Annotated in this window: 14 protein-coding genes and 1 tRNA gene; 3 read left to right on the top strand and 12 right to left on the bottom strand. The window is 46.2% G+C overall.

The window, feature by feature from the left end; genetic code table 11:
* Positions 1-37: 37 nt before the first annotated feature.
* The 3 genes from AC286M_RS19190 to AC286M_RS19180 all read left to right on the top strand — a co-directional run bounded on the left by AC286M_RS19190 (position 38) and on the right by AC286M_RS19180 (position 4,530).
* Positions 38-2,863, top strand: coding sequence for a CHASE2 domain-containing protein (locus AC286M_RS19190; RefSeq protein WP_488205913.1), 2,826 nt, complete (start codon positions 38-40; stop codon positions 2,861-2,863).
* Positions 2,863-4,254 (top strand): sensor histidine kinase, encoded by a 1,392-nt coding sequence (locus AC286M_RS19185; protein ID WP_488205912.1) that lies wholly within the window; start codon positions 2,863-2,865, stop codon positions 4,252-4,254. The genes AC286M_RS19190 and AC286M_RS19185 overlap by 1 nt, the downstream gene beginning before the upstream one ends.
* Before the next feature lie 203 nt (positions 4,255-4,457).
* A tRNA-Ala gene (locus AC286M_RS19180) sits at positions 4,458-4,530 on the top strand.
* Positions 4,531-4,574: 44 nt separating this feature from the next.
* On the opposite strand, the gene AC286M_RS19175 is transcribed toward AC286M_RS19180, so the two are convergent.
* The 12 genes from AC286M_RS19175 to AC286M_RS19120 all read right to left on the bottom strand — a co-directional run bounded on the left by AC286M_RS19175 (position 4,575) and on the right by AC286M_RS19120 (position 21,061).
* Entirely contained in the window at positions 4,575-5,714 is a 1,140-nt protein-coding gene (locus tag AC286M_RS19175) for a sensor histidine kinase (RefSeq protein WP_488205911.1), read from the bottom strand.
* Positions 5,715-5,743: 29 nt separating this feature from the next.
* A complete protein-coding gene (locus tag AC286M_RS19170) occupies positions 5,744-8,992 on the bottom strand; it encodes a GAF domain-containing protein (RefSeq protein WP_488205910.1) in 3,249 nt (1,082 codons plus the stop codon).
* Positions 8,993-9,303: 311 nt separating this feature from the next.
* On the bottom strand, positions 9,304-13,488 hold the full coding sequence (locus AC286M_RS19165; RefSeq protein WP_488205909.1) for a response regulator: 4,185 nt from the start codon (positions 13,486-13,488) through the stop codon (positions 9,304-9,306).
* Positions 13,489-13,839: 351 nt separating this feature from the next.
* A complete protein-coding gene (locus AC286M_RS19160) occupies positions 13,840-14,022 on the bottom strand; it encodes an EAL domain-containing protein (protein ID WP_488205908.1) in 183 nt (60 codons plus the stop codon).
* A 44-nt stretch (positions 14,023-14,066) separates the two neighbouring features.
* Positions 14,067-14,810: a hypothetical protein gene (locus AC286M_RS19155; RefSeq protein WP_488202632.1), complete on the bottom strand. Its 744-nt coding sequence runs from the start codon at positions 14,808-14,810 to the stop codon at positions 14,067-14,069.
* Between the two features lie 50 nt (positions 14,811-14,860).
* A complete protein-coding gene (locus tag AC286M_RS19150) occupies positions 14,861-15,334 on the bottom strand; it encodes a hypothetical protein (RefSeq protein WP_488202633.1) in 474 nt (157 codons plus the stop codon).
* Between the two features lie 58 nt (positions 15,335-15,392).
* Positions 15,393-15,638 (bottom strand): EAL domain-containing protein, encoded by a 246-nt coding sequence (locus AC286M_RS19145; RefSeq protein ID WP_488208853.1) that lies wholly within the window; start codon positions 15,636-15,638, stop codon positions 15,393-15,395.
* A complete protein-coding gene (locus AC286M_RS19140) occupies positions 15,639-16,787 on the bottom strand; it encodes a transposase (RefSeq protein ID WP_488203420.1) in 1,149 nt (382 codons plus the stop codon).
* Positions 16,788-16,885: 98 nt separating this feature from the next.
* Complete coding sequence (locus tag AC286M_RS19135) at positions 16,886-17,581, bottom strand: EAL domain-containing protein (RefSeq protein ID WP_488205907.1); 696 nt, start codon at positions 17,579-17,581, stop codon at positions 16,886-16,888.
* A 251-nt stretch (positions 17,582-17,832) separates the two neighbouring features.
* On the bottom strand, positions 17,833-18,159 hold the full coding sequence (locus tag AC286M_RS19130; protein ID WP_488205906.1) for a hypothetical protein: 327 nt from the start codon (positions 18,157-18,159) through the stop codon (positions 17,833-17,835).
* Between the two features lie 273 nt (positions 18,160-18,432).
* Entirely contained in the window at positions 18,433-18,828 is a 396-nt protein-coding gene (locus AC286M_RS19125; RefSeq protein ID WP_488205905.1) for a response regulator, read from the bottom strand.
* A 235-nt stretch (positions 18,829-19,063) separates the two neighbouring features.
* Positions 19,064-21,061 carry a response regulator gene (locus AC286M_RS19120; RefSeq protein WP_488205904.1) on the bottom strand — a complete coding sequence of 666 codons (1,998 nt, stop codon included), beginning with the start codon at positions 21,059-21,061 and terminating at the stop codon, positions 19,064-19,066.
* Positions 21,062-21,193: the final 132 nt, after the last annotated feature.

Raw genomic sequence — 21,193 nt, 5'->3', positions numbered from 1 at the left:
ATATTCAATCAGCTCGCGATCGCTGTCTAGCAAAATTATGTGGCGCAAGTTTCAGACTCTTCTTCAACGAACTCGTAGCGTACTGGTGATTACGCCCAGTGTGGCTTTGACTGTCATTGTGGGTCAGTCATTTGGGTTGTTTAACCTACCGGAATGGAAGATCCGCGACGAGTGGGTGCGGTTGCGATCGCAAAATGTCGTAGCCGACGAGATTGTCATTGTCACAATTGATGAGCAGGATATTCAATCGGTCGGTAACTGGCCGATTCCAGACTGGGCACTGGCGCAGCTACTGGAACAGATTCGGGCGCAAGAACCGCGCAGCATCGGCCTGGATCTGTATCGCGATTTGCCGGAGGGCAGTGGCCACGAGCAGTTAGTTGAGATCTTTCAAACAACGCCTAATTTAATTGGAGTTGAGAAAATTACCGGGGAACGAGTTCCAGCGCCGCCCGCACTAAAAGAGCTCGACCAAGTGGGACTGGCAGATTTGGTGCTAGACAGCGATCGCAACGTGCGCCGCGCCCTGCTCACGGCTGGCGATGAGCAAGAGGACAACATCATCAAAGCTGGATTGGCTACCCGCGTTGCTCTCCAGTACCTGGAAGCCGAAAGTATCAGTTTAGAAAGCATTGATCCAGAGCAGCAGAAGTTTCAGTTGGGTCAACAAACTTATGTACCACTCAGCCGACAGGAAGCGGGCTACTCGAATGGGGATTTGGGCGGCTATCAGATTTTGCTGAACTGGCATGGCTCAGAAACTGCTTTCCAAACGGTTACCATGCGCGATGTGCTAGCAGGCAACGTGCCGTCGGATTTAATGCGCGATCGCATGGTTTTTATTGGCTCGACCGCTTCGAGTACAAACGACTTTTTTGGCACTCCCTTTAGTTCCTCTTGGCTATTTGCCCAACGTCCAACACCTGGTGTCGTTGTTCATGCCAATATTGCCTACCAGCTCGTTCGCGGCGCACAGACGGGAACAGCGAATCTACGCGGCTTTTCCCGTGTCCCCTTTGCTGGCTGGATTTTACTCTGGTCTACTGTGGGGTCAGTTGGTAGCTGGTGGCTCTCAAGCGTGCAAGCGGGTAAATGGATTCCGGGCGGCAAAATCTTCTGGGCCAGCGTGGGCATTAATGGAGCACTACTGGTGGGCGGTTACGCCGGATTCTTGAGCGGTATTTTAATACCCGTTAGTCCTGCATTGGTCGCATTTACTAGCAGCGTGATTGCCACGACAAACGCTCGCAAACAGCAAAAGCTAGAAGAAACCAACCAACAGCTCGAAATTGCTAACGCTCAGCTTCTGGACTATTCCAAAACGCTGGAAGCCAAAGTAGAAGAGCGCACACACGAGCTAGTTCAAGCCAAACAAGCCGCTGATGCCGCCAACCAAGCCAAGAGCGAGTTCCTGGCCAACATGAGTCATGAGCTGCGCACGCCGCTCAACGGCATTTTGGGCTACGCCCAAATTCTAGAGCGCTCGCCAGCGCTCCGTCAGCAAGATCAAAAAGGTGTAGGCATTATCTATCAATGCGGCACCCACCTCCTGACGCTGATTAATGACATTCTGGATTTGTCAAAAATCGAAGCTCGCAAACTGGATTTATCACCCACAAAGATTCATCTGCTGACGTTTTTGCATGGAGTGGCTGAAATCTGTCGCATTCGGGCCGAGCAAAAAGGTGTGTTCTTCAATATGGCCATGAACGATCGCCTACCGATAACGATTCAGGCCGATGAAAAGCGGCTGCGACAGGTTTTGATTAATCTGCTGGGAAACGCTATCAAGTTTACGGACAACGGCAAAGTCACATTCAAAATTGATGTCCTGCCCCAGGCTGCTCCGCCGCAAGACGAAGATGAACAGCAGGCCAATCAGCTTACCATCACGCTACGCTTTCAAGTTGAAGACACTGGCATTGGCATGTCTACCGATCAGATCGAAAAAATCTTTTTACCGTTTGAGCAGGTTGGTGAAGCTAGTCATCGCCCCGACGGTACTGGCTTGGGGCTAGCGATTAGCCAAAAAATCATCGCGCTGATGAGTAGTCAAATTCAGGTACAGAGCCGCTTAGGAGAAGGCAGCGTCTTCTGGTTTGACCTCAGTGTTCCAGTGTCCCGTGACTGGCAGGCCACAGAGCAGAACCCGACTCAACCCGTAATTGTAGGAATTCAAGGTCAATCCCCCAAAATCCTAATTATTGATGACGATGCCAACCATCGTTCGATTTTGACGAAGCTGCTGCAGGACATCGGTTGTCAAACCCTTGCCGCCACAGACGGTGGTGAAGGATTAGCACAAGCTATGCAACATCAGCCCGATCTGATTGTGCTGGATTTGGCCATGCCTAATATGGATGGATTTGAGCTGATGATGAAGTTGCAGGCTAATTCAGACACTCAAGCCATTCCAATTATCGTGTCTAGTGCCAGCGTGTTTGAAGCAGACCGCGATCGCAGTTTGCAAGCTGGGGCACATACATTTCTGCCCAAACCGTTTCAAACCGATGAACTACTCAATGCCATCAGCTCACTGCTGAATGTGGACTGGATCTATGCCGAAGTAATGCCACTGTCAACCTCTTTAATTCCTGATCCGCTGCCAGTACAGTCGTCTGCTCATCAACATAATCATCAACAGGATGAATGGGTCTTGCCTTCAGATGACGTTCTACAGCAGCTCTACCACCTGGCCATGATGGGCGACATTCCAGCGATTGAGCAGATTTTAGTGGACTTAACTCAACATTCACAGTTCGCTCCCTTTGTCGCTGAGTTACACAAGCTGGCCACTAACTTTCAAACTAAAAAAATTCGCCAATTCCTCAAAGCTTTTGTCAAAACGGAGTCGCATCAGTAATGATTTCACATTCTTTCTCCCAGTCAACTTCCACGCTGAGTCAGGCTGCTCAATGTGATGGATCACCGAATAGCTTAGTCACTGATGCCATACCGACTTCTGTGCATATTCTGCTGGTTGATGATAATCCAACCAATCTGAAAGTGCTGTCGGAAGCCATTCAAGGCTATGGTTGGAAAGCGTTAATGGCAACGGATGGTGAATCTGCGATTGAACAGGCTGAATATGCTAGTCCTGATTTGATTTTGCTGGATGTGATGATGCCTGGTTTGAACGGGTTCGAAACCTGCCGCAGGCTAAAAGATAATCCCCTGACTCAAAATATTCCGATCATTTTTATGACCGCTTTATCGGATGCAAGAGATAAAGTGAAAGGGTTAGAAATGGGCGCGGTCGATTATGTAACTAAGCCATTTCAACAAGAAGAAGTCGTTGCTCGGTTGAAGCTGCATCTGAAGCTATCTCATTTAACCCGCACACTTGAGCAACAGGTGCAAGAGCGTACCGCCAAATTAGCCCAATCCTTACAGCAATTACAGCAGGCGCAACTAAAGCTGGTACAAAGCGAAAAAATGTCTGCTTTAGGTAATTTGGTTGCGGGTGTCGCCCATGAAATCAATAATCCCGTAGGCTTTTTATCGGGCAATTTACAGCCAGCACAGGATTATGTCAGCGACCTAATGCGGCTAATTGATCTATATCAGCAAACCTATCCTGAACCCACACCTGAAATTCAGGATGAGCTAGAGGATGTGGATCTGGACTATTTACGGGATGATTTGCCTAAGCTTCTACAGTCGATGCGAGTGGGAATTGAGCGTATCCACGGCATCAGCAACAGCCTTCGGACGTTCTCCCGTGCAGATAAGGACTACAAAGTTCCGTTTGATGTTCATGAAGGATTAGATAGTACGCTGCTAATCCTGAAGCATCGCCTGAAAGCCAATGATAATCGGCCCGATATTGAGGTGGTTAAACACTATGGTGACTTGCCTAAAATTGACTGCTTTCCTGGCCAATTAAATCAGGTCTTTATGAATATCCTGGCCAATGCAATTGATGCACTAGAAGAATCTAATGCTGAACGCAGCTTTGCCGACATTAAAGCCAATCCCAATCAAATTACTATCAGTACCCAATTAACGGACGATCAGCAGGCCGTTGTCATTCAGCTTCAAGATAACGGCATTGGCATCAGTGAGGAGGTCAAGCAGAAAATTTTTGATCACCTGTTTACGACTAAAGATGTGGGGAAGGGAACTGGACTGGGTTTAGCCATCTCTCAACAAATCGTTGTTGAACAGCACAACGGTTCGCTAGACGTCAAAGCGTCCCCAAATCAAGGCTCTGAATTCACGATCACCTTGCCTGTTAAGGCTCTCAACTCTTAGGTGACTCGTTGATACTGATTGATCACTATGCATTCACATTTGTCGGCAACCTGTTTTTTGCTGGTTGCCAGATCGTTAGCCGCTCTGGCTAACAGATCTATCTCGGTGTCCAGGTAGTGACCCAATCTGGATGATGATAGATAAATTTGAAAATTCACTTGACGAATTCAGAGGCTTTACGGCATGATAGTAGACGCGTATACGGGGCTATAGCGCAGTTGGTAGCGCATCTCAATGGCATTGAGAGGGTCAGCGGTTCGAATCCGCTTAGCTCCATTCTATTATTTTCTGCACCGCCGATTTTTACATTACGACTGTCGTTACGGCAAAGTCTGTGCTGCTGCATCTCGACTCGGCAATTGGAAGTAAAACGATGTGCCCGCATCAACCTCAGAAGCAACCCAAATATCTCCGCCATGACTGTCGACAATTTTCTTGCAGGTTGCCAATCCAATGCCGCTACCGGGATACTTTTCAGTCGGGTGAAGGCGTTGAAAACCCTTGAAGATGTCCTGTAGATGTTCAGATGGAATACCGATGCCGTTGTCATGAACCGCGAAGCGCCAGTAGGTTTCGTCGTGGGGAGAAGCCGCGATCTCAATTTGGGGAATCACCTGAGCGTGAACAAACTTAATGGCGTTACTAATTAAATTTTGAAATAACTGAACTAACTGCGTCTCGTTGCCGTAAATAGCCGGGAGGTCAGAACACTGCAAAACTGCGCCGCTTTCTCTCAAAGCAATATCGAGATTGCTGAGCGCTTGCGCTAACACAGCATTACCGTCTAACCAGGCAAACGCTTGTTCTTCATGCCCAAGTTGAGCGTAATCCAGCAGATTTTGAATTAATCGCTGCATGCGATCGCAGGCGTTAACAATGTTGTTTAAGTACTCCTGGGCTGGAGTTTGAGTCAACTCTGGGAACTGAAGGGTGATGATTTTGGTGTAGCCTGTAATGCCTTGTAAAGGTTGCTGTAGGTCGTGGGACACGATATGAGCAAACTGCTCCAGCTCTTGATTAGAGCGGGCTAGCTCTTCATTCTGAGCCGTTAGCTGCCGCTGGAGTTCCTGCAGGCGGAGCTGATTTTCGACCCGGACGAGCACTTCAGCTTCTTGAAAAGGTTTAGTAATGTAGTCCGCTCCGCCGACAGAAAAGGCGTGCACTTTGTCTAATGCATCATCCAGGGCACTGATAAAGATAATCGGAACAGCTTGCGTGTCTGGATCTTGTTTGAGCCGCAGGCAAACTTCATAACCATCCATCTCCGGCATTTTGATATCCAGCAGAATCAAATCAGGCGCATCTGCTTTCACTGAAGCAAGAGCTTGAGCGCTATTCAAGGCTTTACGCACCTCGTAATTGTGCTGTGTCAGTATGGCCGACAACAACCGCAAATTATCTGGTGTATCATCGACAACTAGGATTTCTTTTTTAGACGGATTTGCTGGAAGATATGGCATAAAGTAAATCAAGCGCGTAGTGCAATTGTTTAGCCCATTTTCATCAGTAACACAATCTGATCAAACTGAAATCGTTTTGCTAAATGAGCCAAAATTTTTGTCAAGGCTTCATGTTTAAGAGCAACTTGTTCAGTTAGCTGAAGAATCTTACGATCGGAACCTGTTAAAGCCGCTTGATGAACTTGCTGTCGCCACTGCAGCGAGACTCGATCTAAATCTTCTTTTACAGCATTGAAAAGGGGCTCCATCTCATCCAGCGAATGATTAGAGGCATCAAATAACGCGACGTTGAACTTCGAGAATTCAATTGTTTCAGGATCAAGCACAGACGGTGGAACGTCGAATTCGCTTGATGTAGCGGTGGTGGTCTGAATCGCTGTATTATCTATTACTGCCGATGGCCCACTTGCGCCGTTACTGGCAATTGTCCAAAAATTAAATTTAAACAAGCTACCGTGATTTAATGCGCTATGAACAGTGATATCTCCTCCCATCAAGTTAATAAATTGGCGAGCCAGCGCCAATCCCAAACCATTACCTTGACTCGCTTTCCGTCCGGCTTCTGCTTGGGTAAAGGGTGCAAAAACATTATTTAATTCTTCAGGCTCAATGCCCTGGCCCGTATCTTCAATCTCAACCCAAAGATTGAAGCGATAGTCTGTTTGGTTAACAGGAACTTGAGCCTGGATTCCCATGCGTAATGTAATACTGCCAATCTGAGTAAATTTGATGGCATTATTTAATAAATTAAACAGTATTTGGCGCAGCTTGCCTTGATCGGTCGTGATGGATTGGGGCAGTTGCGGATCAATTTCGAACGATAAGCTCAGTCTTTTTTGGGCAGCTGCGATCGCAACTTTCGCTTCAATATCCACTAACAGCTCACGTAAATTAAAACGAGTTGAAACCAGCTGATTGGGGCCAGAGTCGAGGCGGGCAATCGTCAGCACATCATTAATGCGATTGAGTAAATAGCGGCCATTGCGATGAATGATATCAATGTATTCTTTGTGCTCCGCTGTAATTACCGTTTCGGCAGTATCGGTATCTTCTTTGGCTTCATTGCCTAAAATTTCGCTGAATCCCAAAATGGCGTTTAGCGGCGTCCGCAATTCATGGCTGATGTTAGCCAGAAATTCGGTTTTGGCTTGGTTGGCGGATTCTGCTGCTGTCTTAGCTTGAGCCAGTTCTAGAGCCTGTTGGCGAGTTTGTTCCAAAAGCTCTGCATGCTGCAGTGCAACGCCCAGTTGGCTGGTAATGTGAAGCACGAGGTTAACCTCTTCCGGTTTCCACTGGCGCGGTGCAGCATTTTGATAATTGGCCAGCAGTCCCCAAAGCCGCCCACCCACAAAAATGGGAACCGTGAGGTAAGCCCGCACCTGAAAATGGCGAAGCAGGTTGAGGTAGCAGTCGTCTAGCTTGGCCTGCTGGATATCGGCAATGCAGCTATAGGGTTTGCCTCGAGCATAGTGTCCCTCCTGAGACGTTTGAAAATAGGTATCCCTTTCGAAGATAAAACGCTGGTTCCAATGTTGAATACTGCATGTCTGGGAGGTTACGGCTTCGCTCGGCAAATGAGGAACCTGGGAGAACGTTGGGATGAGGGTATCCCAAGCTGGAGCGGCGGATTCGGAGACAAAACAGCCGCTCCAGTCGGAGTTAAAGCGATAAATCAGAGTGCGATCGCAGTTCAACAGGTGGCGTAGTTCACGGGTAGTTGTGGCAAAAATTTGCTCAACCTCCAGTGTTTGGCGCATCTGTTCAACCAGTTGATGCGTCAAGTGTTCTCGCCGCCAGTTTTGATGGAGTTCTACTTCAGCTTGACAATTTTCCAGATGCAGTGAAAGAGAGGCAGCGGCAGCTTCTAACAGCATAATTTCAGCGGCATCCCATAGCCGAGCGGTTTGGCAGTTATCAAACCCAATCGTGCCCCAAAATTGCCCTTTTACCATTAACGGCAACACCAGAATAGCCAGAATGTCCTGCGAGTCTAGAATGGCTTGATCAGAAGCGGGCAAATCGCAAACCAGGCTGTTGATTGGCTGTCCCAGGGACAAGCGTTGAAACCACTGCGGCGACAACTGATCATAGGAGAGGTTTTGCAGCAGCGAGTTATCGATTTGAGGCGGGATACCCGCTGCACACCACTCCAGCCGCTGGCTCATCAGTCGCTCATCGTGGTTTTCAAATAGATAGGCTCGTGACGCGCCTGCCGTTTCTCCAAGCTGGCTCAAAACGGTCTGATAAACCAATTTAAGTTTAGCCAGTTGGGACTCTAAACTGAGCCGGGTTGGCTGCGCCCCACAGTCCGATGAGTCGTCCAAATCGCGGGACATCAAGTAATGGCCAGAGGCCAATAGCTGCTGCTGAATCGAAACCACAACAGACAGATAGCGCTCTTGCCGGACTAACAGCGCTTCCATTTCCTTGTAGTGCGTGACATCCCGCTGAATCCCAAAGTGGCCCATAATCTGGCCTTGGTCGTTATACAGACAGGTGTAATACCCTTCAATCCACAGAGTTGCACCATCGCTAAATCGCCGCTCTTCGGTGACTGTGCTCATGATGCCGACGTTGAAAAAGCGCCTCCACACCTCTTTCCCGTAGTCCAGATCGTGGGCAAAAAAGTCAACAGGCGTAGTGCCTAAAATGTCCTCATGGCTTACACCATACTGCTCTAGAAATGCGTTGTTGACTTTAGTAATGCGTTGATGAACAAAGGCATAGTCAATGGCAGCAGCTTGGTCAGTGTCGTCATTCCAGGTCAACGGCTCATCCAGCATCATCAGAAAAAAGCCATCTTGAGCTTCTTCAAAGATCTGTTCGAGCAGACTGGGAGTGTGTTCTCGACAAGAAATACGTAGGAGTTGCCATTTACTCACGACTCCTAGAAAGGAGCTGCCAGGAGCTGCTACGGGTAAATAATCAACCTGATACGCTTCAAAGTAACCAATGAGTTGCTCAATGGAGAGGGATGTGTTTGGCTGAATGCACGGTAAATGACGCACCATAACGTGCTCAACCGTCAGGGCAGTCAGGCTATTAGCCGTTATATTGCCAACCGTTGCGTCGTTAGTCGTTGTGGTGATGGCTTGCAGTAGTTGCTTCGGAAAGACGGCTCCGAGTAGCTGAATATCGCCATTAGCATTCGTTTCCGTAATCCATAGCGCCGTGAAGTGGGTCTGCCTCATAACTGCGATCGCAGTTTGTAGAGACGCTGTACGCTCTATCGTCGGAGGATGATAGTCAATGGCTTGAGATAAGAAACGATCCAGCATGTCTTTACTAGCACAACGAATATCATATGATGGCCCAACGATTGGCAAGTTTCTTGATGCAATCCTAATTAATGAGCGACTTTAAATCTGACTTAAAATTGTGAACCAGCAGTCTAATTTAGCAAACAATTACGATTATCAATTTATTAGGTATTAGGTTTTCCAGCCACTGGTAAATTTGCTGAATCAATCTTGTTTTTTGGTTTTGGCTACTGGAAAAATTCACCAGCTTTCGAATCCAATTCAAGTAATAACTGGATAATCAGTCAACTTTGAATTATGCTGCTGAATGAATTATTCTTATTACTGAATCAGCTATTTTCCAAGTCGCTAATTTTCAGGATTTCCATAATAGATGTGAATTGAAAAGTTTGCGCCCAATAGATTAGCATTTGTGCCAAGTTTGATTTTTGATCCGGTAACATCTCAATCAGCTGGAAAATTCGTTCATCTGATCCTTTGACTGCAGCCTGTTGCAGAGACTGAATCCACGTTTCAGGCATAGATGGTAAGACCGTTGCCAATTCGAGCACGAGTTGATCGACAGTTGGCTGTTCAGGTGCGACCTCAAAACTAGTGGTTGTTGGATAACGTAAATCTGCGATCGCGCATGAGTCTGTTTTATAGAGATAACGAACGGGTAAATATTCGGCAATTGTCTGAAAAATTTGCTTAGCCTGAAACGGCTTTCGAATGAAGTCGTCACATCCGGCTACCAAGACTCGATTTCGCTCTTCTTCAAACGCATTGGCTGTCAAGCCAACAATAATTGGCGAGGGTGATTGTGCGGCGGCCTTAATTTGACGAGTTGCTTCATACCCATCCATTCTTGGCATCCGCATATCCATCCAAATCAGATGAGGCTGCCAACTGTGAGCAAGTTCGACAGCAGCTAAGCCATCTTCTGCCGTTTTAACTGTGAACCCAGCGGCTTCGAGCATGCGCACGAGCAGCAAGCGATTAGCGGGTTGGTCTTCAACCACTAATAGTCGGTAAGCGGGCTGCCCCGGAGCTAATCGTTCAACTACGGCATCAGTCGCAACTGAAGGCGGACTCACGGGTAAATCAACCACTAAAGCTTGGATTGCAAAGGAGAATGTTGAACCTTGACTCAGTGAGGTTTGAACGTGAATGACACCTCCCATCAGTTGAACAAACTGCTGGCTAATTGATAATCCCAGCCCAGTCCCTTCGCGAGATTGATGTCCGGCAGTTGTCTGCGTAAATGGAGCAAAAAGTGTTTTTAGCTCATCTGGCGCAATTCCTGGGCCTGTATCTTCTACCGCGAATGATATGAATATAGGAGAAGATTGTGAAATCATTGTGACGATTTCTGGATTATTGGCCAAATTGCCCGTCAAGTAATCAACTTCCTGCCTGGTAATTAGTTTCACTCGCAAATTGACATGGCCCTGCTGAGTAAATCTCACCGCATTACTCAGCAAGTTAATTAATACCTGACGTAACTTATTTTCATCTGTTTCAATATAACGTGGAACATTAGATGCACAGTCAATAGTCAGAGATATATTTTTGTTTTTTGCCCGCAGCAAAAACATATTTTCGAGGCTTTGCAGCAAAGCATATAGATCAAATGGTTGAGGCGTAAACGAGATTTTGCCAGCCTCAATTTTGGACATTTCAAGCACATCGTTAATCAACGTCAGCAGATGTTCTCCACTGCGGTAAACAATGTCTAAATATTCATGCGTTGTTTGATCAACTTTCCCCTCTCCTAAGAGGAGTTGGGTAAAACCCAAAATCGAATTTAATGGGGTGCGGAACTCATGGCTAATGTTGGCTAAAAACTCGCTCTTGGCCCGATTGGCTGCATCCGCACTTTCCCGTGCTTGCTGTAACTCATTTTCAAAGGTTTGTCGCTCTAGCTCTGCGCCAGCTCGGGCCGCAAAAATCTTTAGGATGAGCTCACGCTGCTGTTCAGTGAGCATCGGTCGATCATCAAGCACAGCCAAATGTCCAATCACCTGATTATTTGAATTAGTCAGCGGTACGCCAAAATAACTGCAAACTCCCCACTCAGCAAATATCGGAAACTGTGGATATAGCGATTGCAGATTGCGTTCATGAAAAACAGTGTGTCCGTCTAAAACCTTTTCACAAGGTGATCCGCTTAAATCCAGTTCACAATTTGCCCCAAAGCTCTCCTTTTGCCAAAAGGCCAGCGTGCGGACACGTTTCTTTTCTGTACCAATGGTTTGGGTAATGAGAGCATATCGAACCTGGAGCACATCGGCTAGGTAACGAACCAAGGAGCGGAAAAATTGGCTGCCCGTTTTAGCTGCAGTTCGTTCAAAAATGAGCCGCAGAGCCTGTTCTTGATACTTGAGATCGGTGATATCTTCCGCAATGCCGACTACCCGATCAACATGCCCCGCATCGTCACAAATTGGAAAAGCGCGATCGCGAATCCAGCGAGTGGTGCCGTCAGGCCGAATAATCCGATATTCTTCATCGTAGCTTTCACCCTTAGCCTGCTTTGCCACGATTCGCTTGATATCTTGAGAATGAATGGCAGCCTGCCAAACCTGGGCATCCTGTAGCACCATGCTGCACGGACGGCCCCAGATCGCTTCATAGGCCGGCGACATATAGGTAAATTGCTGTTGGGACGGTTCTAAGATCCAAAAAATATTTTCAATATGTTCTGCAAGCTGCCTAAACCGAGCCTCGCTTTCCCGCAGTGCCATTTCCGCTTGCTGCCGCTGTTGTTCAATTTGATAGGAACGAATAAACTTGCCGATGCTTTGAGCCATCAGCTCAATAATTTCGCGTTCATGCCCTTCAAACCCTTCTGAGCGAATGTCTTGTGAGAAAAAACATAAACTGCCGTAAATCTGCTCATTAACAAAAATAGGTGTGCTAATAAAGGACTCAATCTTAAATGCTTGATAAATTGGGTGTTGCTCTATGCCCGGAATGCTGCCGAGATGTGAGTACGTAACGGTTTGTCGAGTTCGAATCGCTTCAGCACAGAACGTATCTTCTAGATCACAGCTAAAACCAGGGGAGAAACCGCTTAGGCCAGTCTCTATCGCCTGAATCGTGTACTGACTTTGCTGGATAGAGCTAATCACGCCACCCGCAAACTTCATAGTTTGGCAACCTGTCTTTAGATAATCCTCAAACAGTTCGTCGAAACTCTCAAACTGCCTCAGCCCTAGACGATGAAGCTGTTTGAGGTTATGGCTAAATTTTTGAAGGGTTTGAGAGGTTTTAACTAACTTTTGTTCGTTAGCTTTGCGAGATGTGATATCTCGGTATTGCCACAAGTGACCCTGGAACCGATCGCCCGACAGGATGGGTAAATAGTCTCGCTCCAAAATTCGCCCGTCTGCCAGCACAATTTCCTCGGCCACAACGGGTTGGCGATTTTCCAAAATCTGATTAATCCGCTGAATGGCCTGATCTGGATAGGCAAATAGGGTTGCACCTTGGGCCACCATTTGTTCGCAGTCCAGTCCTAGCAGTTCTGAAGGAGTCAGATCAACACCAAATAGATCGCAAAATAGCTGATTACTTAAAACAATTTTTCGATGTTCATTCTCCACTAAAATGCCAGCTTGCAAGCTACAAATCAGTGTGGATAATCGAGAACTGGTTCGACTGAGATGTTCTTCTGATGCCTTGCGATTCGTGATGTCTCGACAGATACCAATTAGTCCCAGCAACTTTCCCTGCGGATCTTCAATCGGTATCTTATAGGTATCCAACGAGCGTTTACTTTGGTCAGGGAAGATAGCAAGTTCTTCGTACCGGAGCGGTACGCGGCGAGTTAGAACCTGCCGATCTCGCGCTTGAATTTGCCGAGCCGCTGATGGTGAAAATAGGTCGGCATCCGTTTGGCACAAAATACTCTGTTGGGCACGTCCCGTAAAGGTTTGGAATGCTTGGTTCCAAAGAATGTATTGCCCCTTAGAATTTTTATAGAAAATAAAATCTGGAATTGCGTCGATTAGATTGCGTAAGAGGTTCCGCTCTCGGCTCAAGTCTGCTTGAACACATTTGCGATCGCGGATTTCCTGTTGAAGTTGCTGATTTTGAGTCGCTAAAAGCTGCTGCTGCTGCTGAAGCTGTCGCTGCAAATGTAGAAGCCGCATCTGATGCCGCACCCGTGCTAGCACCTCTTCCGATTGAAACGGTTTGGTAATATAGTCGCTTCCACCCACCTCAAAAGCTTTTACCTTATCTCGACCATCCTGTAGAGCGCTGAGAAAAATAATTGGAATGTCTTGAGTGTTTCGGTTTTCTTTTAGCCGTTGACACAGCTCATACCCATCCATTTTAGGCATTCGAATATCCAGCAAAATCAAGTCGGGTAAATTTTGCTGAATTGCCATCAACGCAAGGCTAGCACTCGGAGACAGCTGAACACTATATCCCTGCTCAGACAACAAGTCCGCCAATAGAGACAAATTAGCTGGCTTATCATCAATAATCAAAATTGACGTTGGTTGGAGTATGGTGTCAGAACTCACGAGGCTACTGCTGAGTACTTAATTAAAACCACTAAGCTACTGTAACTTTAGGAGCATCAAACGCTTTTCCTGACTCATCCTTGCATCTTATCCAATAATCACAGACCTAAGTCAGCCCTTGTCGTTATATCATAACGACCCAAGTTTACTTTGGAAGTTCAATGCAATATAAAAGCCTAGCGACTGGTGCGACCCAAAACTACGCCACCTCAGTATTACCCATTTCCATAATCAAACTATCAAATAAATTAAAACTTCTTAAAATCAAAACATCATTTTAGGGGCAGTATTCAAAAAAGCCGATATTAATCACCATACCTCCATCAAAGCTTTATTTATTTCTTATCAAATTCATATACCTTTCAGTAAAAATTGAGCAGCCGCCAAACTATCAACTGGCATAGAGAAGTGATAGCCCTGCATCTTCCTACAACCAATTTGCTTCATCTTGTCTAGTTGCGCTGGTGTTTCAATTCCCTCGGCAATTACATCTAAATTCAAACGAGATGCTAGAGCTAAAATTGCTTCACTCATAACCCAATTTTGATTGGAAATAAACGATCGATCCTAGTTCCAACTTATTTTGTGTCAGCGTTCCTGAGCAATGGTCTTCTGCCATTCAACGATGAGGCAATCAGCCAATTGCGAACCCAGTTGTCGTGATAGCGGAAGCCGTTGAGTTGCTCAAAGGGGCATAAGCACCCGCCCATTGCTTTGCGAGTCTTGCGACAAAAGGGATGGAAGTTCCAGAGTAAGGCCATCGAGCGCACCGACTGTTCCGCCGAGTCCCAGAATCCATGAAAATCTTGCATGGCATACAAGATGCGGTCAAGATAGTTCATCGGACGGTCAACCTGATTGCTGGTGCGATAGGCGTCAGGGAAGTCAAAGGCGCGTTGGAAGACGTGAGATTTGTCGTTGAGGCGTCGCAAGCGAGCGTCAATGGCCTGGGGCAACGCGTGGGTGTTCACCCACTCCAGCAACCGACGCAACCGTTGAGCAAAGTGACGTTTGCTCTGGCCCCGATACAGATGCCAAAGCTTGTCGGCTAGTTGCTGACCCAGGACTGGTTTAGAGCGGCACCCATCGCGAATTTTAATCACCTCATGCAGGAAGCACAGAATCCAGACCAGGCCAGGGAATAGCTCCTCCCAAGCGGCTCGGGTGGCCTCCCAACCATCAGTCGTCACCGTCTCGGGCGCATAGTCGGGAACATGATGGGCAGCTTCCTGCTGGAATACCCCATAGGCTGCGGTTAATCCATCCTGACCCGCATTGGCACTGAGACTGGCTCCCAGGACGCACCCTTGCGCCGCTGTCACTGCCAGATAGACTCGCTGCCCGTGCCAATCACAATGCTTCTCATCGGCAACTAGATGGGGGGGAGCGCCGTTTCCCTTTTGAGGGTACTGCCCACAATCGAGGCTCGACCGAACGACTGACAGAGCCGATACCAGTGCATCTCAGAACGGCCCAGCACATAGGCAATCCCCTCATACGACAGGCCATGCTTTCTTAAATAGAGCGCTTTGTCGGCCATCTCCGCCGTCTCGCTCATGTACGGCATCACCAAATCGGGACGCAGTTGATAAGCCTCTCCGGTACTCGGCAGCAAAATCCGCCGGGTCTTGAGCTGTTGACGAGAGGACTCGACCCATCCGTGAAAGCGATAGCCTGCCTCAATCCCGTCGGGAAACAGTTCCGGGTGGGATGCGATCTGCTCGTTGAGATACTGGCGAAAGGCTTCCCGGTCTTCTACTAAGACCTCGTAGTCAAGGTCGTCTGCAATGGGCAGACAAATCGTTTTATCGCCTGCTGTGCCACGCTTGCGTCGTTGCTGAGCCATCGGCTTTGGCCTGCTGAACTCTCTGCCTCAATTCTACTCAACACAAACTTGGGTGGAACTAGGATCGATCAATTTTGATAGCATCAAATGGAAAATCTTGTAGTCGAGCCAAAGAAGAATAGCCAGTACCAAAATCATCAATATAAAACTTGACGCCCAGTTCTTTTAGTTTGACGATATTTTCTAACGCTTTATTTTGATTACCAATCAAAAAGCTTTCAGTTATTTCTAGCTTTAAAGTATTAGGACTAATCGTATAGTCAGATAATATATCTTTGACCTTTAAACAACACTCCGGACAGATTTAGGAGACTATCGCCCCGTAATCAAGCAGCTTTTGGTAATTAGGATGGGATTTAATTAAAGTCGGCTCCAAGTCAAACTGGTCAATAAATCGGTCTAAAAGATGTTGGTTGAGGGCCAGTCGTTTGAAAGAGGCGAGCGAGAAGCTCAGCGAATCATCGTCTTTCTGGTTGTTTTGCAACGCGACTTTAGCCAGGTTCAGTGCCATCAAACTGGCATTGACATGGGTGTCTATCGCTTCGGCAGAGCGAGCTTGACAGTCCACTAACCCGGTAAACTGACGAGCATCACGGAAAATAAATTCAATCTGAAATCGGGCCGTGTAGCACCGGTAAAGGAGGAACGGGTCAATGTTGAGGTCGGTAGAAAACAGCACGACATAACTGCGGCGACCCCGATGCTCTTTGAGCAGATAGGCCAACCGGATGTTGCGCTTGAGGCTGACCGACCAAACGATGGCGGTATAAAGATAAACTCCATCGTCCAAGCGTTTGACCAACTGAAATCGTCGGTGGTCTTGCAGGTTGACCTTGCCGTCAAAGCGTCGAGGAGCACCTCGCCCTTGGTATGGCCCCTCATAGAGGAACTTGAGGTTGGCATCACAGCGCAGTTTGCCAATCGCATGAAACCCGAGTTGCACCACGCCAGTGACCCACTTGTACTTGCTGTAAAACCCGTCGGCGACAATGTAGCGAATCCAAGTGGGGAAGAACGTCAGGCAGTAGGCCAGATGCCCCAGATAGAAGTCAATCCGGTTGCCCTTCGCGCCCTTTCCCTGTTTCGAAGACGCTCTCAAATGAGGTAAGTCTGCCTCGGTTTGCTGGGCAGACAGCGTGTACCCTGTATTCTGCTCCAGATCGACAATCGCCACCACTGACAGTTCTAAGCCCCGTTCTGGACGCTGGGTTTTACCGTTGTAGAACTGGTCTAGACCGTAGGTGTGCCGTCCACTTTTTTCCATAAAGGTGCAATCGACCACTGCGACCTGAACCGCCTCGTCTCGTCTTAATGGTTCTATCAGTGCTTGATTGAGTCCTTCGAAGCCAATGCCCCGTTCGAAGTGTCGACGGTAACTTCGCTCGCTTAAGTCACTGTAACGACTGAGGTTGGCGTAGTTCACCTTGCCACAGACCACGAAAATTGTGGTCATCAAGGTCAACAAAAACTGTTGTTGGGGTTTACCAAATGGCCTGCTGTCTCCAGCAAACCGGTTAGAATCCGATTGAGGCTATCCATTGGTGCGACATGTTAGGTACATTCGCACTCTACACGGTGGATAGCTTTCTTCGCACTCTCCCAAAAACTGTCCGGACTGTTGTTTAAACATAAATCAGGCTCCGACAACTGGCTGGATGAAAGATTAATACTCATCATAATCGGCGCATCGTGGCAAAATCCTGCTTGCCAGTCTTGTAACTGCTGACAAGCCATTCTTAGTAAATAAAGCCCCAGTTCTTTAATTTGACCAGTCTTTTCGGACAGGGGAATAAAAGTTGTAGGTGAAATCAGTCCTTGAGTAGGATGCTGCCATCGAGCCAGAGCTTCAAATCCAATGATCCTATTATCTAGTACAGAAATAATTGGTTGGTAATTCAGAAAGAACTCCCGACGCTTTAATCCACCTGCAATATCTTTTTCTAGCTTGAAGTTTTCTATATCTTCAGCAGACAATATGGCTGGAAGTAAATCAGGATGGTGCTCAAGAAAATCAACCAGGCGAGTTAAACGATCGGCCCCACCAATTGCAAGTTTTAAAAGTTTCAATCCATCGTCCGATAAGTTGCCAAACTGCTCGTAATCTAAAAGCTTCAGAACGCCCTGAATAGAAGTAAGAGGTGTGCGCATCTCATGACAAATAAGGCTGGTGATTTCTTCAATCTGCTCAACATTGTTGTTTGAGATGGTTGAACCAGCAGACAACGGTAATACAGTAGAATGCAACATGGTGGCGTATAAAATTGTTTTTTTCAGTAAAATACCAATAAATAAAGTAACAGCCGTTAAGATAATAGAAAGTTAGCGATACCTGTAGCTTAGGCTATAATTTAATACCAATCCGCTATGAAGATGAGCATAACGTAAAGCCTGGAAAGCTTGTGATTCAATACTTTCAGCTCATGAAAATGCTTGGCTTCATATTGTTTTGGTATAAAGTATTTCTATCAGCAACAAGTTTAAAACAGCGCTTCCACAAATTAGTTATTTCCCAAGTTTGCAGCAACGCAATTATTTAATGCACTTAAACTATTATCTTTAGAGTGTTGGTTTGTAGCGAGCATAGATACGGCTCGCAGACTTATCCATAATGTGTATCCAGACGCAGAAACCGTAATACAAACTTTCGCATCTGCCGTTGAAAGTTCGCAGCCGTCCCTATAAGCATCCAAACGGCTGTCCAAATCATAGCTTTTAACCTGGGTATAGAGTTCATTGCTAAACAACATACCTCTTTGGATGCCTTCATCCCAATATGCAAATAGAGTGATTAAATTTTCTGAAACGACTGTAGGGAGCATAATCAAAGATAACTAGAGGCTAGGGGTAAGCCTGCGTAATTTTCTACAGTAAAATATATTTTAACAATGTGACAAATTTGTGACGCCCGGATGGGATACAGCAACCGATGAGGAGATATAGAAGTACAGTCCGTTCCTATTCAAGGTACGGGGCATGATTTATAGCGATTCCACTTAAGAGTAAGAGAACGAGAGAGGAGAGTGCCTCATCCTGAGGCACTCTCCTCTCTCGTTCGTATCTAGAACCGCTACATAAAAGAGTTGTCAGAAATAAACCAATTAAACCATATTTAAATTAGTCCATCCTAGTATGGACTCGATTTGTTCACCTAATAAACCTGGATCAAAAGGTTTAATCAAAATTCCTTGTGCGCCAAGATAGAAAAAATCTTCTTGAATAGCCTTTTTCACCGTAGCGGTTAGTAAAATAACCGGAATAACTTGAGTTTCTGGATAGCTTTTCAAGTTTTTAAGTGTAGCTAACCCATTCATTACAGGCATCAGTACATCTAATAAAATTGCATCTGGCCTTTCTTCCAGCGCGAGCCTCACCCCTTCATCGCCCGATCCAGCAGATACAATATCCCAATGCTTTGTAATTTTCAGGCTAAGCTTAGCAACCTCGCGAATATCAGGCTCATCATCAATAATCAAAATTTTTCTTTGAGCTGTCATACTGTTAGATCGTTAATAGCTGCATTGGTCAACTGACTTGGGCTGACATTTTTTAGAATAATCAAACAATGTATTATTATCGTAGCCACACTGATTGGGATACTGGAAATTCCGAAAACGTTCGTTAGATTGTTCATCTGTCTCAATTCAAATAGCAATGGCGATAAAATAGGAGACAAATGAACGACAGATAATATTAGTATCTACTGTAGAATAATTTCACAGATTCAATTAGCTATTTAGAAACACCGATCAATTTTCTTTGTACTAATCGGCTACGACGTATTTTGTTAAGCAAGCGAGTAGCGAGTGCTTTATATTCAAAGGGTTTAGTGATATAGTCATCCGCTCCAGAGCTATAGACCTGCTGAAGCGTCCTACAATCACTTTGAGCACTTAAAAATACAATAGGTAGAGCATCCCACTGGCAGTCGCTACGAATAACTCGGCAAAGCTCAATTCCTCTAATCCTAGGCATTTCAACATCCAATAACACGAGATCTGGTTTAGTTTGAGGCAACGTATTCCATAACTGTTCAGGCTTGCTCAGAGCTGTCACTTGTATACCCCAGCGCGAAAGTTGTTGCTCAAGCGCTCTGAGTACCATTAAGTCATCATCAACTGCTAAAACGTGGTAATGGGTGGGAAAATAGCACCTACATTTCTCAAGCATCTTATCCAAAAGGTGTTGAGCTGTTACGGATTGGGATAGAAAAGTGTATTGACAAGAACGAGCTAGCTTTAAACGCACCTGAAATGTGTTTTGACAAGACAAAATGAATATTAATAAATCGGGAAAAGCTTCAGACACTTTCTCTAGAAAAGACGAGATCGGTACCATATTGGCAAAGCCTACTATGTCTAGGAGTAACACATCAGGGGGCCGTTGAGCTAAGCGATGGACAAACTGTTGTTGGGCCTGATCAAGATCCGTTACTTGAGTAATCTGTAATGTTTTAGGTGCAATATCAACTAATGCTCTTATTAATTCATCCGAAGTAGAAACAACTAAAAGCGAAATCATCTGTTGTTCGAGACAATCAGAAAAAATTGCATTTATCCGGATTCCGCTTTCGATTTGGCAGGCTGACGGAATTTTATTTACTTTTATAAGCACAGCCTCTAGATTTTGGCTGAGTTGTGAAATCCATTTGCAAAGCTGACATGGATTTGAAATAACTGAGGATTGGCTGAGACATGTCTCAATTTTCTTACTAAGGTTAGATTCTTCCTGCAAGCCAAACATCCCCAGAGAACCAACAAGTTTATGAGCAGCTTGTTGTGCCTGCTGATGCAGTGTACTGGGTAAAGCACCTATCTCTTGCAGTGTCTCAGCGGCTTCCTGCAAAGTGGCCAGACGAGAAGCAATTACATCACTAAATTGACTCAAAGTTGCGATCGCAGCTGCTCTAGCCGCTTCGGCTTTTTCGTTTACAGCTATAGATGCAGTTGATAAATTGCTATCTTGATCGGCTCGATCGGCTGAATTAATCGCATCAGTGCTCTCAGCACTCGCTGCAATCAATTGATCAGGAGGTGGCATCAAGCGATAGCCCATGCCATATACGTTTTCGATAACATCTTCAGCCCCAGCCGATTTTAACTTGCGGCGCAACCGTTTAATATGGGTACGAATGGTTTCATCACCTGGCGTTTCGTCAAATCCCCAAAGTCTTTCTAGTAGCATAGCGTTGCTGAAAATTCTCTGTGGATTACGGAGAAACAGCTCTAATAGACCGTACTCTTTGGGTGATAGCGTAATCTCTTGGTCAGCTAAGGTAATCTGGCAGGTGCTTGGGTTTAGCTGCAACGTGCCCCACTGTAAAATCGGAGCGGTTGTTTCCCGTGGTCGGCGTAAGAGTGCTCTAATGCGAGCCGTCAGTTCTTCAGTTGTGCAGGGCTTCACGACATAGTCATCAGCACCGGAATCAAGTCCTATAACTTTAGAGTGAGCATCATCTTGGGCCGTTAAGAGTAAAATAGCTCCCTTATAATCAGCATCACGCAACTGCCGACACAGGGAAATGCCGTCTAATCCTGGCAGATTGATATCCAGGACAATCAAATCATACAAAGTGGCTTGAGCATATTCCCAACCTTGTTCTCCATCTGTGACTGATTCAACGGTATAGTTTTGGCAGGCCAGGCTAGTGGCTATAGCGGCTATAAAGACTTCATCATCTTCAACTAAGAGAATTTTCATTGCGCTGACTAAATTAGCGATTTGAGCCACCTAGTGGCTACAGAAAACAAGAGATTCTGGTTTATATTACCCATTTCCTACAACCAAAATATTTCTCTTGCCCTATTACGACGCTACCGCTTAAAGAAAATCGCATATTGTTTGGCGAGCCGCACAAAGCAG

It is taken from the genome of Thainema salinarum CENA647, from assembly GCF_057732415.1.
This window is presented reverse-complemented; position numbering and strand designations above follow the sequence as displayed.

Bases quoted from the DNA above. Each gene is read 5' to 3' on its own strand.
- AC286M_RS19185 (WP_488205912.1), top strand. From the start codon at position 2,863: ATGATTTCACATTCTTTCTCCCAGTCAACTTCCACGCTGAGTCAGGCT.
- AC286M_RS19170 (WP_488205910.1), bottom strand. From the start codon at position 8,992: ATGCTGGATCGTTTCTTATCTCAAGCCATTGACTATCATCCTCCGACG.
- AC286M_RS19135 (WP_488205907.1), bottom strand. From the start codon at position 17,581: ATGTTGCATTCTACTGTATTACCGTTGTCTGCTGGTTCAACCATCTCA.
- AC286M_RS19150 (WP_488202633.1), bottom strand. From the start codon at position 15,334: ATGGCTCAGCAACGACGCAAGCGTGGCACAGCAGGCGATAAAACGATT.
- AC286M_RS19160 (WP_488205908.1), bottom strand. From the start codon at position 14,022: ATGAGTGAAGCAATTTTAGCTCTAGCATCTCGTTTGAATTTAGATGTA.
- AC286M_RS19140 (WP_488203420.1), bottom strand. From the start codon at position 16,787: ATGACCACAATTTTCGTGGTCTGTGGCAAGGTGAACTACGCCAACCTC.
- AC286M_RS19175 (WP_488205911.1), bottom strand. From the start codon at position 5,714: ATGCCATATCTTCCAGCAAATCCGTCTAAAAAAGAAATCCTAGTTGTC.
- AC286M_RS19190 (WP_488205913.1), top strand. From the start codon at position 38: ATGTGGCGCAAGTTTCAGACTCTTCTTCAACGAACTCGTAGCGTACTG.
- AC286M_RS19125 (WP_488205905.1), bottom strand. From the start codon at position 18,828: ATGACAGCTCAAAGAAAAATTTTGATTATTGATGATGAGCCTGATATT.